This window comes from Sphingobacterium thalpophilum (genome assembly GCF_038396785.1).
GTDB classification, from domain to species: domain Bacteria; phylum Bacteroidota; class Bacteroidia; order Sphingobacteriales; family Sphingobacteriaceae; genus Sphingobacterium; species Sphingobacterium thalpophilum_A.
The window spans coordinates 3,541,890-3,558,312 of the sequence record NZ_CP151087.1; the positions used below are offsets into that span (position 1 = coordinate 3,541,890).

The 16,423-nt window shown below is 40.0% G+C and carries 12 protein-coding genes; 8 read left to right on the forward strand and 4 right to left on the reverse strand.

What is annotated here, in order from left to right; translation table 11 throughout:
* Positions 1–26: 26 nt before the first annotated feature.
* Positions 27–1,301: a phosphoribosylamine--glycine ligase gene (purD, locus tag AACH28_RS15720; protein ID WP_341830942.1), complete on the reverse strand. Its 1,275-nt coding sequence runs from the start codon at positions 1,299–1,301 to the stop codon at positions 27–29.
* A 123-nt stretch (positions 1,302–1,424) separates the two neighbouring features.
* Here purD and AACH28_RS15725 point away from each other — a divergent pair, with 123 nt between their 5' ends.
* From AACH28_RS15725 to idi, 7 genes are all read left to right on the forward strand, one after another.
* Positions 1,425–4,109, forward strand: coding sequence for a TonB-dependent receptor plug domain-containing protein (locus AACH28_RS15725; RefSeq protein WP_341830943.1), 2,685 nt, complete (start codon positions 1,425–1,427; stop codon positions 4,107–4,109).
* Between the two features lie 36 nt (positions 4,110–4,145).
* Positions 4,146–4,910 carry an enoyl-CoA hydratase/isomerase family protein gene (locus tag AACH28_RS15730; RefSeq protein ID WP_341830944.1) on the forward strand — a complete coding sequence of 255 codons (765 nt, stop codon included), beginning with the start codon at positions 4,146–4,148 and terminating at the stop codon, positions 4,908–4,910.
* A gap of 17 nt (positions 4,911–4,927) precedes the next feature.
* Complete coding sequence (locus AACH28_RS15735) at positions 4,928–5,611, forward strand: hypothetical protein (protein ID WP_341830945.1); 684 nt, start codon at positions 4,928–4,930, stop codon at positions 5,609–5,611.
* Between the two features lie 32 nt (positions 5,612–5,643).
* Positions 5,644–7,380, forward strand: a complete 1,737-nt coding sequence (locus AACH28_RS15740) for a phospho-sugar mutase (RefSeq protein WP_341830946.1) — start codon at positions 5,644–5,646, stop codon at positions 7,378–7,380.
* The gene (locus AACH28_RS15745) at positions 7,380–7,922 is read left to right on the forward strand and encodes an NUDIX hydrolase (RefSeq protein ID WP_075990475.1); all 543 of its coding nucleotides are present in this window, start codon (positions 7,380–7,382) and stop codon (positions 7,920–7,922) included. Before AACH28_RS15740 ends, AACH28_RS15745 begins: the two co-directional genes overlap by 1 nt.
* A gap of 79 nt (positions 7,923–8,001) precedes the next feature.
* Positions 8,002–9,315, forward strand: a complete 1,314-nt coding sequence (locus AACH28_RS15750; protein WP_075990474.1) for a nicotinamide mononucleotide adenylyltransferase — start codon at positions 8,002–8,004, stop codon at positions 9,313–9,315.
* A gap of 76 nt (positions 9,316–9,391) precedes the next feature.
* A complete protein-coding gene (gene idi, locus AACH28_RS15755) occupies positions 9,392–9,931 on the forward strand; it encodes an isopentenyl-diphosphate Delta-isomerase (protein ID WP_341830947.1) in 540 nt (179 codons plus the stop codon).
* Between the two features lie 77 nt (positions 9,932–10,008).
* Here idi and AACH28_RS15760 read toward each other — a convergent pair whose 3' ends face one another.
* The 3 genes from AACH28_RS15760 to gcvP all read right to left on the reverse strand — a co-directional run bounded on the left by AACH28_RS15760 (position 10,009) and on the right by gcvP (position 14,783).
* Positions 10,009–10,833 carry an N-acetylmuramoyl-L-alanine amidase gene (locus tag AACH28_RS15760; protein WP_341830948.1) on the reverse strand — a complete coding sequence of 275 codons (825 nt, stop codon included), beginning with the start codon at positions 10,831–10,833 and terminating at the stop codon, positions 10,009–10,011.
* A 208-nt stretch (positions 10,834–11,041) separates the two neighbouring features.
* A complete protein-coding gene (locus AACH28_RS15765) occupies positions 11,042–11,698 on the reverse strand; it encodes a hypothetical protein (RefSeq protein WP_341830949.1) in 657 nt (218 codons plus the stop codon).
* A 211-nt stretch (positions 11,699–11,909) separates the two neighbouring features.
* Complete coding sequence (gene gcvP / locus AACH28_RS15770) at positions 11,910–14,783, reverse strand: aminomethyl-transferring glycine dehydrogenase (protein WP_341830950.1); 2,874 nt, start codon at positions 14,781–14,783, stop codon at positions 11,910–11,912.
* 575 nt (positions 14,784–15,358) lie between these two features.
* Here gcvP and ctlX point away from each other — a divergent pair.
* Positions 15,359–16,309, forward strand: coding sequence for a citrulline utilization hydrolase CtlX (gene ctlX / locus AACH28_RS15775; protein WP_341830951.1), 951 nt, complete (start codon positions 15,359–15,361; stop codon positions 16,307–16,309).
* The last annotated feature ends 114 nt before the right edge of the window (positions 16,310–16,423 follow it).

Consider the following 16,423-nt stretch of genomic DNA (forward strand, 5'->3'; position numbering starts at 1 on the left):
TATTCCAAAAAAAAATTAAATATTTTTTAAATAAGGTCAAAACCGATATCTCTTCTGAAGTATTTCCCTTCAAAATATATCCTCCCAGCATCTGCTGTGGCCTGTTGAAGGGCTTCAAACAGCGTATCTTGCAATGTGGTAACAGCAATTACACGTCCGCCTGCAGTAACGATCTTACCATCTACCTCTTTCGTACCTGCTTGAAATACGATGGATTCTTTCACGTTTTCAATATTGGCGATCTCTTTTCCCGACTCGTAATCTCCGGGATAACCTCCGGCAACCAACATCACCGTCACGGCTGTTTTAGGAGATACTGTATAGGAACGTTGATCCAAATTGCCTTGTGCAACACCTTCCAGTAAATCCAACAGATCCGATTCAATACGTGGCAATACGGACTCAGTCTCTGGATCTCCCATACGAACATTATACTCGATGACATAAGGTTCCCCTTCCACATTCATCAAACCGATAAAAATAAATCCTTTATACGGAATACCATCTTTTTTAAGTCCTTCAACTGTTGGTCTGATAATACGCTCTTCTACTTTATTTAAAAATGTCTCATCTGCAAAAGGAACCGGAGATATCGATCCCATACCACCCGTGTTCAGACCTGTATCCCCTTCTCCAATGCGTTTATAATCTTTTGCAGAAGGAAGCACTTTATATGAATTACCATCGGTCAAAACAAAAACAGACAATTCAATTCCTTTCAAAAATTCTTCAACAACCACAACCCGGCTAGCTTCTCCAAACTTTGAATCTGCAATCATTGCTTTTAGCTCAGCTTTAGCATCTTCGAGCGTCTCGCAGATCAATACTCCCTTGCCAGCTGCTAAGCCATCCGCCTTAAGCACAATTGGCAGTCTTTGCGTTTCAAGGTAAGCCAATCCGTCTTCCAATGATGTCGCATCAAACGATCTTGAAGCTGCAGTAGGTACGCCGTGGCGATCCATAAATTGCTTTGAAAAATCTTTTGAGCCCTCCAATTGAGCACCCTCTTGTTGTGGCCCTATTACCGGGATATTTTTTAAATCTTCCCGATTTAAAAAGTAATCATGAATACCTTTTACCAAAGGCTCTTCTGGACCAACGAGCACCATTTGCACGTTATTCTCCAAAACGAAGGTTGCAATAGCGGTAAAGTCGGTAACTTTAATATTTACATTCTGACCATACGCACCTGTTCCAGCATTTCCTGGAGCAATAAACAACTGATCTAAACGTGGACTTTTCGACAATTTATAGGCGAAGGCTGATTCACGACCTCCTGAACCGATTATTAGGATATTCATAAGACAAAGATATTTTTTTTATGCTAATTTTAAGGTATCAGATCGTTTAAAATGAGACTAATATTTTGATTTATAAATTGATTAAAGGAAAATATTTTCTAATTTTCATAAAACAATAGTCATATGTACCCTAAATTACTGCTTTTAGTAAATTCCCTCCTATTCGCTTTGTTGGCGTCGGCCCAGATCGATCAGACGTTGCAGAAACTGGATACTTACCATAGCCAGCACATTAAGGAAAAAATCTATCTCCATTTGGACAAAAATGATTATTCGGCTGGAGAAACCATCTGGTTTAAATTATACTGCAGCACCGCCCCTTTTAATTATTTGAGCAACATGAGTAAAATTGCGAATGTCGAATTGATTTCTCCAACCAATAAGATCATTAAAACTATCAAAATTCCAATTACACTCGGTCTAAGTATAGGCGACTTCAATCTGCCGGACACCTTGGAAGAAGGCTCCTATCGCGTTAGATCATTTACCAGGTGGATGCAAAATGACTCTATAGCGAATTTTTATGAACGCGTCGTTCCCATTACAAATGGTCGATCTGATAATATCATAACCAAAAGTGAACTGGTCAAAAACGGAGCAGAAAACATGTTCCAGATTAATCTCAAAACCATTCAGGGAGCCCCGCTAATTAATAACAGCATCAATTATACCCTACAACCAAACAATAATAAAGAAAAATCAGGCCGATTAAAATCAAACGATAATGGAACAATAGCTTTGGAATTGAAAGATGACTTTAAAGGCGGAACGCTGTCTCTACAATTTCTTTCCCTTGACAAAAGGCGTATTTTAAAAACCTTTATTATCCCCGATCCAAAAAGCCAAAATAGCATTCAAATTTTCCCCGAAAGTGGCGAACTGGTCAGCAACATATTATGCAAAACAGGTTTCAAAATCCTTACTCCTGCTGGATTGGGGAAAAAAGCCAAAATAACCGTGGTGGAAGAAAATCAAACGACTATTGCAGACTTTGAAACAAATTCACTGGGGATGGGAAGTATCCCGCTCGTCCTACAGGCAGGAAAAAAATACGTCGCTACAGCCCTTTTCGAAGACGGGTCTTCCACGAGCACAGCCTTACCGCCAGTGCTGAATTGCGGATATGTTCTTACGGTAAATTCCGGACTAAAGGATAAGATTGCTGCACAACTATCCGCGACAGCGGATCTGGTCAACGGCAAAGATATATATCTGGTAGCCCAATATAACGGTCTTGTCTTCCATGCCGCAAAGCAGAAATTGAATGGCACAGACATCTTATTCAATATCCCCAAAAAAAACCTGCCTTCTGGAGTTTTACAATTATCCATCTTAACAGATCAAATGGTTCCTATTGTGGAAAGATTGGTGTTTAACTACAATACGACATCGACCTTACTTCCTGTTTCCATAGAACTCAACAAATCCAGCTTCACAACACGCGATAAAGTGATTGCTGATCTTTCCGTTAAATATGACGATAGTGACACCACTAGGTTTGCTGCGCTCTCCGCATCAGTGGTAAACCTCAGCAAGGTTGATTCCACGACAGATCGTTATTATTCATCTATTGTCTCGGAGCTCCTATTGAAATCTGATCTTCGTGGCTTTATTGAACGCCCCAACTATTACTTTGAGGATTTAACGAACATTAAACTGACAGAACTGGACAATCTTATGTTGATCCAAGGTTGGCGCAAGTTGGACTGGAAGAATTACACCAGTACATCAACTACTTCGCTCCTTCCTGAAAAAGGACTTACCATCGCTGGGACAATCAAGAAAACGGCCCGAAAGGCTGTGGTGCCAAATGCCAAAGTAACGCTGATACCGACGAGCAATATGTTGCTGAGTGTGGATACACTGACAGACAATAATGGCCGATTTTCATTTGACGAACTTTTATTTGCAGACAGTGTCAAGTTTATTGTGACAGGTGATGGCCCCAAAGAGAAAAAAAGAGTTGATATTGTTATCGACAACCCGCTTACCCCTCCTCCAAATCCGAGTAAAGATCAACCCTTGTTGGTTAACGACATCAATACCACGCTACTAACACAACTGAAAAATAGCCAACAATTCCTTGGCGAATTGGAAGCTGCGGGCATAATCCAAAAGAGCATTCGGTTGGAAGAGGTACAGGTCAATAGAGTACGAACAAATAAAGCTGACAAGAACTCCAGAAACCTCAATGGGCCAGGAAATGCCGATCAGGTCATTTCGGCCGAAGACCTTTCTACTTGTACGACACTGGAGCAGTGCCTTGCGGGTCGATTAGTTGGTGTCATGTTTCGAAATGGTGTCCCTTACAGCACAAGATCCATGGGGTTAAATGGCGGAAGTCCCATGCAAATTGTTCTTGATGGTATGTATATTGAAGCAGATCAAATAAGCATGATCAATGTAGCGGATATTTCTAGTATCGAGGTTCTTCGTAGTGCAAGCAATACGGCCATATATGGCATGTATGGGGGCAACGGTGTTATCGTGATTACAAGTAAATCGGGAGATGCCATCTCCTCATCTTATACCCCTACAGGAATACTAACGATCACGCCAAAAGGGCTATATGTACCCCGAACCTTTTTCAAGCCCCAATATGATGCAACAATCCAACATAAGCTTACACGCGATCTACGGACAACCATCGCATGGGAACCAAATCTGATTACGCAGAAAGAAGGAAAAACACATTTCGAATTCTTTACTTCTGACGAACCTGGGACCTACAAACTAACCGTTGAGGGAATAAGCATGGATGGAAAAATTGCTCATCTGGAGTATTTAATAGAGGTAAAATCACAATAGCAGCGCAAACAAATCGTTATATTTAAAGACAAGGTTATGGAACATATTAAAACCAAAATAGAAGATCATATTTTAAGTATTTTCCTCGACAGGGGGAAGTCAAATGCCATCGACACTCAGCTATTGAAGGAACTGATAGACACCCTGGAATCTTCCCAGCAAAATGAAGCAATTTATGGTGCAATATTGATTGGCAAGGAAAATTTCTTTAGCGCAGGACTCGATTTAATTACCTTATTCCAATACGATGAAGATCAAATTCGGGAATTCTGGAATTTATTCCTGGAAGCGACATCATTACTCGCGGCTTTTCCAAAACCAATAGTCGCCGCAATATCTGGTCATAGCCCAGCTGGAGGCTGCGTACTGGCGCTCTGCTGCGATTATCGGATTATGGCCGAAGGGAATTTTGTGATTGGCCTTAATGAAATTCCAGTCGGACTCATCGTCCCTGAAAGTATATTTCAGCTTTATGCGTTTTGGATCGGAAAACGGAATGCTTATCAGAATTTGCTCGAAGGTAAATTGCTTTCTCCTGTAGAAGCAAAAACACAGGGTCTTATCGATGACATTGTTCCCCCCAATATACTCTTCAATAACGCAACAAAAAAAATAAAACAGATCACGCAGTTCAACCAAAAGACCTGGCAGACATCCAAATTGAACTTCCGAAAGGAAATAATCCTTAAATTGCGCGAGAATAGAGAAGAGACAATACAGCGCATCCTCGAACAATGGTGGCTTCCGTCAACACGCTCTATTTTAAAGTCAATCATTGAAAACTTGACTTCAAAGAAGTAATATTAAACAAAATCATCATGAGAAATCTCTTTTTCTTTATTCTTATTTGTCTCACTGCGAGCACGATCTCCTGTAGAAATAGCAAAAAAGAGGATAAGGCTGTAAAAATCATGCAGGATTCAATTCCTGTGGATACCCTACAAAAACGTGACACGACTGAAAAGGAAGTAAAGAAAGAGAACTCCGAAACGCTGAAGGAGGTACTGGAGAAACTTGCCAAGGCATATTCAGAACAGGACAGTAAAACAATAAATTCCTATGTACATCCCAAATTGGGAATTTATATTATCTATCGTCCCGGCGCGCTAGACTCTTATGTGCACCAAAATAGCTTTAATTTTTCTAAACCTGTGCCAGAATACCATTCTTATGAAAAGTTAACGTACAAGGGCCCTTTGAAGTCCGGAAAACTACCTATTTTTGATTGTGGTACGATGAAGTGGGATAAAGCCGGATTCTATTACGATAGAAAATCCCGCCCCAATGAATTATCTCAAACGGCAAAGTTCATGAATGAAATTCTTAATGCCAAAATTAGTAATACTGAATTACAGCGACTAAGAAATATAGAATCCAAAAGTTATAGAGCCATTATGACCTCCAATGAACATGAAGAACCCTTTGTTTTTCATGTGACAAAAGAGGGAGAAAAATGGTATATTACAGTTATAGACCGTGCTTATGCCGGATGTGACGTATAATATGTTGTACATTTTAGCCAAACTTAACGATAATGAAAAATTTAGATAAAGACATACAAAAGAAAATCGAAGATTGGTTAACCCCAAGTTATGATGAAGGAACTCGAAAGGCAGTTCAGGATTTAATCGACAATAATGAGGAGACAGAACTTACAGATTCTTTTTACAAGGATCTCGAGTTCGGAACTGGAGGCCTAAGGGGTATTATGGGCGTAGGCTCCAATCGGATGAATAAGTATACGATCGGCAAAGCCACGCAAGGATTAGCCAACTATCTAAAGAAACAGTTCCCAGATCAGGAGATTAAAGTAGCGGTATCTTATGATAGCCGCAACAATTCGCAGGCATTTGGCCAGCTGGTTGCCAACGTGTTTGCAGCCAACGGGATCAAGGTACATCTGTTCACCGAATTACGCCCGACCCCAATGCTGTCGTTTGCCATCCGCCATTTCGGCTGTCAGAGCGGTGTTATGCTAACGGCTTCACACAACCCAAAGGAGTATAATGGTTATAAGGCTTATTGGAACGATGGCTGCCAGCTGACTGCACCTCATGATAAAAATGTCATCGACGAAGTAAATGCAATCAGCTCAGTTAGCACTATTAAATTTGACGGGAATACGCAAAATATCATTCCTGTCGGGGAAGAAATCGATCAGCTCTATATCAATGCCAATAAGACATTAAGTATTCATCCGGAAGCGGTAAGGGCTCAAAAAGACTTAAAAATTGTTTTTTCACCAATACATGGTACCGGAATTACCATTGTTCCTAAAATGCTAGCAGCATGGGGATTTGAAAATGTTTCAGTCGTTGCTGAACAGGCCACGCCTGATGGCAACTTTCCAACGGTAATCTATCCAAACCCCGAAGAGGAAGATGCAATGGCTTTAGCAAAGAAAAAAGGGGAAGAAATTGATGCTGACCTTGTATTGGCGACAGACCCCGATGCTGATCGTGTAGGGATTGCCGTAAAAAATAATAAGGGACAATTTCAACTGCTCAATGGTAATCAGATCGGCAGCTTATTGATATATTATGTCCTCAGTGCAAAAAGTGAACTAAAACAACTCGGATCGAATCCATATATTGTAAAAACTATCGTAACCAGTAATTTACAAGCCGATATCGCAGATCACTATGGTGTAACGCATTATGAAACACTTACAGGCTTCAAATATATTGGTGAATTGATTACCAATCTAGGTGATTCAGCACAATATCTTGTGGGCGGCGAGGAAAGTTATGGTTTCTTGGTCGGCGATCTAGTGCGTGACAAGGACGCTCCAAACGCTTGTGCTTTCCTAGCCGAAATGACCGCCTATTTTAAAACAAAAGGAAAAACAGTTTACGAAGTTTTATTAGATATCTACAAAGAATTTGGCTGTTATCAAGAAAAGCTCATTTCCTTAACCAAAAAAGGAAAGGCTGGTGCCGAAGAAATTCAGGCCATGATGAATGGCTTACGTCATAATCTACCAACCGCACTCGGTGGAATAAAAGTCAAAGAAATCAGGGACTATCAGCTTTCCCAAATCACAGATATGAGTACAGGGGAGCGAAGAGCGATCGCATTGCCTAAATCTGATGTATTGCAATTTATAACAGTAGATGGCGATGTGATTTCTGCCAGACCATCGGGAACTGAACCCAAGATTAAATTTTACTGTTCTGTAAAAGAAAGCTTGAAAGATACTGCTGATTATTTCGATGTGCAAACTATTTTGGAAGAGAAGGTTGACCGCATGATGAAAGATATTGTAAGCTAATGGAAAAGTGGAAACTATTATCCTCTGAATATATCTGTAAAGAGCCTTGGGCTACACTGCGCAGAGATACCTGTGAGCTTCCGGATGGACGGATCAATGATCATTATTACGTACTGGAGTATCCAGATTGGGTAAATATGATCGGAATTACTGAGCAGAACGAACTTCTGGTCATTAAGCAATACCGCCATGGAGCAGGCATTATTTCATTGGAGATTCCCGCAGGGACAACAGAAGCAGGAGAAGATCCTAAAAATGCTGCTGTGCGTGAAATGCTTGAAGAAACAGGCTATCAATTTGATCAGATTGAAGAAATCGCCACGCTTTATGCCAACCCGGCGACAAGTGGCAATATTACCTATACCTATCTGATGACGGGGGGTAAAAAAGTTCAGGAACAGGCATTAGATGAACATGAAGAAATCGATGTTTATCGTATACCGCTTGAAGAAGCAAAAAGCATGTTGCTGGACAACAAATTCAGTCAGGCACTACATGCTAGTGCGCTATTCTATGCTTTCAACAAATTAGGCTTGTTATAAAACAAGCCTAATTTTATTCTGTTTTTCTCATTCATACTTTTAATTTTCACTAGCTTGCTGATTTTTGTACCTTTGCATCATGGCAAGAGAAATTTTTGAAACCAAGCGAAAGGCCCTGAAAATAAATCTAAACCCAGAGATTTATGGAACCTTTGCAGAGATCGGTGCTGGACAGGAAGTCGCACGTAACTTTTTCAACGCAGGAGCAGCATCAGGCACAATTGCTAAAACAATGTCAGCTTACGACATGGCTTTCAGTGATGCAATTTATGGTGAAGAGGCTGATGGTCGATATGTCAGCAGAACACGTTTAAAGAAAATGCTCTCCCATGAATTCAATCTTCTTACCCAAAGACTTCATGGCGATAAATACTGTAACAAAAAATTCTTTGCTTTTGCAGATACGGTAACAACCCTCAATTTCACCAAGACAAATGAACCTCACGGCTGGATCGGACTTCGCTTCCAACATGAAGTTGGAGGCCCTACAAATGATATCATTGTTCATGTAAGACTGCTAGACAGCGACAACCAATTGCAACAAAAGGTTTTAGGTATAATTGGTGTAAATCTATTATTTGCGGCTTATTATTATACAGACAATGTGCAGACCATGATCGAATCATTGGTCGATAACCTTTCTGTTGGTTCCGTTGAGATTGACCTGGTTAAACTAAACGGGCCTCTATTTGAAAACGTCAACCAACGCCTCATCAACTTATACTTGATTGCAAAAGGATTTGCTAAAGCCGCAATATTCCAGCCTGATGGCAAAGCGGTACAAATCAAAGATTATCTGTACAAAAAGAACATTATTTTACTTCGCACCAAATACCGTCAAAAATCCCTTCCAAACTTTGACCTCTTCAATCTTGCCGTTGAACAGTTCAAAAAAAATACAGGAGCAACTGACGCAGACACCATTGTATTAATTGAAGTCCTAATGGGAAATGTATTGGAAGATACGCATGAAATTACAGATGAAGACCTGCAAGAATTTGCTTCTAGGGCTGACGAACTATGTGCGACAGGCAATAATATTATCGTTAGCAACTTTAGAAGAAATAATCATTTAGCAGAGTTTATTAGCAACTTTAAGCCTAAGAACATAGGAATTGCAACCAACGTTTACAATTTAAAGAACATTTTCAATTCAGATAATTATAATAAAGAGTTATACACCAATGAACTTCTTTCCTATATCTCGGGGATGTTCAATAAAAATGTGAAACTCTACGCATATCCTTATCTCTTGAAAAAAGAAAATAAGATTATTACAACGCACAATATGCCGGTTTCTGAAGAAGCCAAACCTTTATTTGAATTCTTAATTAAAAACGGCTATATCATAGATATTGAAAATTACGACGAAAAATTTGTAAAAACCGTATAAGCAGATCGTCTCCAAAATTTTAATTTATTATATAGCCCAATTTTCTTAAATTGGGCTATATTTATTTTTATGCCTTATGAAGCAAGAAAATGTAATACTGGTTGACAGCAATGATAAGATGATTGGCAGCATGGAGAAATATGAAGCCCATGAAAAGGGGCTATTGCACCGTGCTTTTAGTGTATTTTTGTTCAATGACCAAGATGAATTGCTCCTGCAACAAAGAGCATTAAGTAAATACCACTGTGGCGGACTTTGGACCAATAGCTGCTGCTCGCATCAGCGTCTGGAAGAAAGTAACATAGAAGCCGCCAAAAGGCGCTTAATGGAAGAATTAGGAATTACTGCAACAGCCCTTCAAGATGTCTTCTCGTTCGTTTATAAAGCTCAATTTGATAACGGGCTTACGGAGCATGAATTCGATTATGTCTTATTCGGAAAATTTAATGGAACTCCAGAAATTAACGAAGAAGAGGTTGCCACAACAAAATATATGAATCAACAGGAAATTCAAAATGAAATACAACGTTCACCCGAACAGTTTACCCCTTGGTTCAAACTAATCTATCAACGTGCTTTTGATACGTACTTCAATATATATAAGAACAAATTATAGCAATCATATACCATTCAAAAAAAGATCCTGCCTTTTGAAAGGCAGGATCTTTTTTTTGTCTTTGGTTTAGCGGATCGCTATAAATATTTTTTATAGATGGAATACAGAATTTTAAGGTCATTCTCACTCATGAAGGCTGTATTTACGTCCTGCTGAATGTAGTGAATCTTAAAAGCTTTTATTGCCGCATCGAGATTACTCACATCGTAACCGATAATACGTAAGGCCATTTTTGGGTTAAAGTCTGCTGGAGGCGTCTCTAAATAGTCCTCATACCAAAAGCCGAATCCTTGATCAGCCAATTTTTTCCAAGGAAAACGTGACGGATCGTTTTTTCGGGTTGGTGCCAAATCCATATGTCCAATAAAATTTGCCTGCGGGATTCTATAGGTCGTTTTTAAATAAGTCAACAACTGCGTCAAGGCGTTGATCTGGGCATCAGTCCAAGGATCTGTAGTCCCATTATTGTCGAGCTCAATGCCAATGGAAGAAGAATTGAGGTCTGTATCATTGCCCCATTTCCCCAAGCCCGCATGATGTGCACGATAGAGGTCATTGACCATCTGCACTACTTTTCCATCCCGACCAACCACATAATGGGAGCTTACACCTGCTTTGGCGGAATGAAATGTACGGATGGTCTGTCCCAAAGAATCCTGTGCTGTATGATGAATGACAACAAAATTGGGTTTACGGATGCCAAAATTAATCGAGGCGATCCATTGTTGTTCTTTGACATTCACCTTCTCCAATTGACCGGTGACAGGCGATTGTTTATAGAGTTTTGAAAATTCTTTTGCTTGCTTCTTATATACCTTTTCAGTCTTCGCGTATTTCCCCGCACAGGAAGCCAATAATGCTGTTGCGACACAAAGAGTGATGGAAAATTTTAGTATCTTCATATTGAAATGTTTCAGCACAAACTAAGGTAAATTTGCCAACAAAAACAAATTTATTTAGCTTCGTCCTATAGTTCGACATAATTTCCAAATATCCTTTTCTTATACATTGCGAAACAACGCTGCCTGCTTTAAAAAAAGCCCAAACCAATGTTTGAGCCTTTCCCATGTCAACCATGCATTTCCTGCTTAACTGAAATTACATTTTTTATTATTTTAATGCGCTTAGGTTCAATTTTGCCAAAAACCCTTTCAGCTCGTCGAGGCTATACCCGTTTCCCCGAAGAGTAATTAGATAGCGGTCTTTCTCAAGATAACTTATTTCGGAGCTTTTTGCCGTTGAGCCTTCCACTCCTTTACTATCAGTTGTTTTTGCCCGTTTACCTTCAAATTCGCCAGTTTTTTCTATTTCAGTATCTGTAATTTTCTCTGAATCTACCATGAAGCCCATTTGCGCCAAACCCACGATTGCCGAAGCTGTCTCGCCCGCGCCATCAATGATATTGACTTTAATTTCCTTCTGGTTATCGACGGTATACGTTGCCTCTCCAGATACAACTTCTGCCCCATACATTGATCCGCCAGAATAGGACGTTCTTTTTAAACCATCTAAGCTTTCCGGTAAAAAAGCCTTCAACTCTTCCGAACTTAAGGGTTTCTCGGATTTAAGTTTGGCTTTAAGGTCTTCCAATTTTTTTGCTCCATCACTCAGATTGCCCAAGTTGGATACTCCCTTAACTACATCCGAAATCCCAGCCTCTTTCTCCTTAGCATCTTCACCACCTTCACTGGATTTGCTGTTGCCGCAGCTCGCGACCAAAAGGCCCAGTCCTAAGAGAACAGGCATTACTTTCCATTGTCTTTTCATGATTATCAGTTTTAATTAAAACGCTAAAAAGAACAAAATAATATAATTAATCTAAATTTTAAAATCTGTTCGCATACGATCTTTAGACCTTAAAGCGCGACCTAAATTTCTACCTGTTACTTGTTTTTTCTAAATACTGCCGAATGGGACTGCGCTGCACAAAAAAAGGCCTCTATGCGAGTATAGAGGCCTTCCGTTATAACTACCGAGATTATGCTTCGGCGTATTCTTCAATTGAAGGACACGAACAAATCAATGTACGGTCACCTTGAGAGTCGTTCACACGACCTACTGAAGGCCAGAATTTACGTTCTCTTACATACTCCAATGGGTATGCGGCAGTTTGACGACTGTAAGGTCTGTCCCACTCATCTGCAGTTACAACCGAAGCTGTATGTGGTGCATGTTTCAGTAGATTGTTAGCTTGGTCCACGTCACCTGCTTCAACCGCAGCGATCTCTTCACGGATAGCAACTAATGCATCACAGAAACGATCCAATTCAGCCTTAGACTCCGATTCAGTAGGCTCAACCATTAATGTTCCTGCAACAGGGAAAGAAACTGTCGGTGCGTGGAAACCATAATCCATCAAACGTTTTGCAATATCTGCAACCTCGATACCAAAGTTTTTGAATCCACGGCAATCTAAGATCATTTCGTGTGCACAACGTCCGTTAGTACCTGAATAAAGTACTGGATACGCATTTTCTAAACGTGCCTTAATATAGTTTGCATTTAATATTGCGGTTCTTGTCGCATTTGTCAAGCCTTCACCACCCATCATTGAAATATAAGCATGAGAAATAAGCAAGATTGATGCTGAACCAAATGGAGCTGCAGAAACAGCAGAGATACCCTCTTCACCAGAAGTCGAAACCACTTCGTGGTTAGGTAAGAAAGGAACTAAGTGTTTTGCAACACCGATAGGTCCCATACCTGGACCTCCACCACCGTGAGGAATACAGAATGTTTTATGGAGGTTCAAGTGACAAACATCGGCACCAATATGCCCTGGGCTTGTCAATCCAACCTGTGCATTCATGTTCGCACCGTCCATATAAACCTGACCGCCATTTGCATGAACAATTTCACAGACTTCAATGATCGACTCTTCAAATACACCGTGTGTAGAAGGATAAGTCACCATCAGTGAGTTCAAGTTTGCAGCATGTTCAGTCGCTTTTGCTCTTAAATCTGGAATATCGATATTTCCCAATTCATCACATTTCACAACAACCACTTTCAATCCAGCCATAGAAGCAGAAGCAGGGTTGGTTCCGTGTGCAGAAGCAGGGATCAAACAGATATTACGTCCGTGATCACCACGGCTTTCATGGTAAGCACGAATAACCATCAGACCAGCGTACTCACCTTGTGCTCCTGAATTTGGTTGGAAGCTCATTTTTGCAAAACCAGTGATCTCCGACAACCAATCATTCAATTCGCCAATCATTTGCATATATCCAGAAGTTTGATCTGTCGGAGCAAATGGATGCAAACCGCCAAATCTCGCCCAAGTAACTGGCACCATTTCAGCTGTAGCATTCAATTTCATCGTACATGAGCCCAATGGGATCATCGAGTGGCAAAGCGATAAATCTTTTGCTTCCAACGATTTGATATAGCGCAACATCTCATGTTCAGAATGATAGCTATTAAAGTTTGGATGTGTTAAGTAAGCAGAAGTACGTACTAAATCGGCAGGAATTGAAGAACCTAAATTCTCTTCTAATGTATCGAAATCTACGTCATTCAATGTTTTACCTTGAATTTTAGCAAATACTTTGACGATCGTCTTAATATCTTCGTATGTGGTTGTTTCGTCGATAGCAATTGAAACTTCCGAACCATTATAATAGAAGTTTAATTCGTTATTTAAGGCTTCAGATTTCAAAGCACCAGCATGACCACCTAAGTCTACACGTAGTGTGTCAAAATAAGCTGCATTCAATTGCGTATAACCCAATGATTGTATTGCTTGATCCAACAGGCTAGCCAATGCATTGATACGTGAGGCTATATTTTTGATTCCTTCCGGGCCATGGTACACGGCATAGAAAGAAGCCATAATCGCTAAAAGAGCTTGTGCAGTACAAATATTTGAAGAAGCTTTATCACGGCGGATGTGTTGTTCACGAGTCTGCAAAGCCATACGCAATGCATACTTTCCATTTGAATCAGAAGTAACACCAATAATACGACCAGGGATATTACGTTTAAAGCTGTCGCGTGTCGCAAAATAGGCTGCATGAGGACCACCAAAGCCCATCGGTACGCCAAAACGCTGTGAATTACCAACAACAACATCTGCACCCCATTCTCCTGGAGGCGTTAGCAATGCTAAACTCATCAAATCTGCCGCCGCACACACGGTAATATGCTTACTGTGCGCTGTAGCTGCAAATGATTTATAATCAACAATTGAACCATCAGCAGCAGGATATTGAACAAATGCAGCAAATACATCGTCTGTTAATTCTGATTCAGCAATAGCCGCAATTTTAAGCTCGATACCAAAAGACAAGGCACGGGTCTTCAATACATCAATCGTCTGCGGATAGGCATTGTTCGACACCAAGAAAACATTAGCATCTTTATTTTTCCGAGCTGAATAAAGCATAAACATGGCTTCAGCTGCAGCCGTAGCCTCATCCAACAAAGAAGCATTTGCAATTTCTAAACCAGTAAAGTCACAAATTACAGTCTGGAAGTTCAATAAAGCTTGTAACCTACCTTGTGCAATCTCCGCCTGATAAGGAGTATACTGCGTATACCATCCTGGGTTTTCAAATACATTTCGTTGAATTACGCCCGGAAGGATTACATCGTAGTAACCTTGACCAATAAAAGATTTAAAAACTTTATTTTTCTCAGCGATTTCCGCAATACGCTTTAAATAGGCTACCTCAGACAATGCTTTAGGAAGATTTAAAGGTTTTGGAGCACGAATTTGAGAAGGGACCGTTTGGTCAATAAGTTGGTCAATTGACGAAACGCCTAATTTAGCCAACATTTCATTCGCTTCAACTGGACTTGGGCCATTGTGGCGACTTTCGAATTTTTCTTGGAAGTGTATATTGCTCATGTGTGCAAAAAGTTAACGCTTATAGATAGTTAGCGACATAATAATTAGGCAATTAACTCTCTTATAAACAGTCGTTTTTTGGATGAGCAAAGATAGCAAAATAAATGACTGAAAACGAAGCAAAAAAGTGGATAAAAAGTCAGTTTTACTGAGCTACTGAAATGCAATCGATTGTCTTTGTCAATTAATTTTTGGAATAACCTCAAACATACAGATTGTTCATTATAAATATAACAAACAATACAACAATCGTTTGCTACAATTTCAAAAAAACACCGGGTTATCTGTTATTTCACCTCCGCATTTCTTTCATTACTTCACTATTCTTTTTTGCAATGCCAATGAATTTTCAATAAATTAGTATATGTACCAATTGTAAAGTGACTTCGAAATAACGATATACATTTTTTTGCTAAGAACAACTGATATCAAGGGTGTTTTGTTATCAGTAATCTTAACGAAGAAAACATTATCCAGCTAGGGAAGCATCTCTTTTGACAAATGTAAATTATCACAAAAAACGAATATCATTTCTTTTTAACGAATATAAAACAGCGAAGTAACAATTATAAACCATGAGAAAACAGGTAACAGACAGCGTTCTTTTAGTAAGACCCTCTGTCTTCCGTAAAAATGAACAGACTGCGGTCAACAATTTCTTCCAAAAGGATATCGAAAACCTCAGTATAGAAGAAGTCAACAAAGAAGCGCAAGGAGAGTTCGACGCGCTAGTAAATGAATTGAAGTCACATGGAATTTTGGTGACTGTCATTCAGGACGACGAGAAATCAGAAAGTCCCGACAGTATATTCCCCAATAATATTGTCTCCTTTCATCAGGATGGAAAAATAATTTTTTATCCCATGTTTGCTCCCAATCGTCGAAAAGAACATTTATTGGATTTCGAAGGTCCATTGAAGCAAAACGGTTATTATGTAAAACTAACTAAGGATCTCAGTGAAGCCGAAAACAATAAACAATATTTGGAGGGCACTGGCGCACTTGTCTTGGACCGCGCTCACCGTATAGCCTACTGTGCCTTATCCGAAAGGGCAGACCGGGATATGCTCGACGAATACTGCAGGACTGAAAACTACACACCTGTTGTATTTCACGCCTTCCAAACTGTCCATGGAGAGCGGAGACCTATCTATCACACCAATGTGGTGCTAGCCGTAGGCGAAGACTTTGCCATCTTATGCCCACAGGCAATCGATAATCAGGCTGAACTCCAAACCCTGCTGAAGAGTCTAAAAGATACAGGCAAAGAGATCATTGAAATCAATGAGAACCAACTCGAATCTTTTGCAGCAAACTGCCTCCAGGTGAGAAATAAATATGGTAATCGTTTTATTGTCCTGAGCAATCAGGCGTTATCCTCATTGACTTTATACCAAACAGCGCAATTGGAAAAGCATGGTAAAATCATCCATCAAGATCTACATGTTATCGAGACATGTGGTGGTGGAAGTGTACGCCACATGATGGCTGAAGTTTTTCTTCCGAAAGAAAACATACTGAGCTAGTCCCAAGCATAATGATGCAGTTAGGCTGCTCTTTTTAAAATAAGCCTATTTTGCCTAATCAGGCTTATTTAATAGACAAATAAAAATGCCCCTTGAGCCATTGCTCTCAGGGGC

Bases quoted from the DNA above. Each gene is read 5' to 3' on its own strand.
- purD (WP_341830942.1), bottom strand. From the start codon at position 1,301: ATGAATATCCTAATAATCGGTTCAGGAGGTCGTGAATCAGCCTTCGCC.
- AACH28_RS15725 (WP_341830943.1), top strand. From the start codon at position 1,425: ATGTACCCTAAATTACTGCTTTTAGTAAATTCCCTCCTATTCGCTTTG.
- AACH28_RS15730 (WP_341830944.1), top strand. From the start codon at position 4,146: ATGGAACATATTAAAACCAAAATAGAAGATCATATTTTAAGTATTTTC.
- AACH28_RS15735 (WP_341830945.1), top strand. From the start codon at position 4,928: ATGAGAAATCTCTTTTTCTTTATTCTTATTTGTCTCACTGCGAGCACG.
- AACH28_RS15740 (WP_341830946.1), top strand. From the start codon at position 5,644: ATGAAAAATTTAGATAAAGACATACAAAAGAAAATCGAAGATTGGTTA.
- AACH28_RS15745 (WP_075990475.1), top strand. From the start codon at position 7,380: ATGGAAAAGTGGAAACTATTATCCTCTGAATATATCTGTAAAGAGCCT.
- AACH28_RS15750 (WP_075990474.1), top strand. From the start codon at position 8,002: ATGGCAAGAGAAATTTTTGAAACCAAGCGAAAGGCCCTGAAAATAAAT.
- idi (WP_341830947.1), top strand. From the start codon at position 9,392: ATGAAGCAAGAAAATGTAATACTGGTTGACAGCAATGATAAGATGATT.
- AACH28_RS15760 (WP_341830948.1), bottom strand. From the start codon at position 10,833: ATGAAGATACTAAAATTTTCCATCACTCTTTGTGTCGCAACAGCATTA.
- AACH28_RS15765 (WP_341830949.1), bottom strand. From the start codon at position 11,698: ATGAAAAGACAATGGAAAGTAATGCCTGTTCTCTTAGGACTGGGCCTT.
- gcvP (WP_341830950.1), bottom strand. From the start codon at position 14,783: ATGAGCAATATACACTTCCAAGAAAAATTCGAAAGTCGCCACAATGGC.
- ctlX (WP_341830951.1), top strand. From the start codon at position 15,359: ATGAGAAAACAGGTAACAGACAGCGTTCTTTTAGTAAGACCCTCTGTC.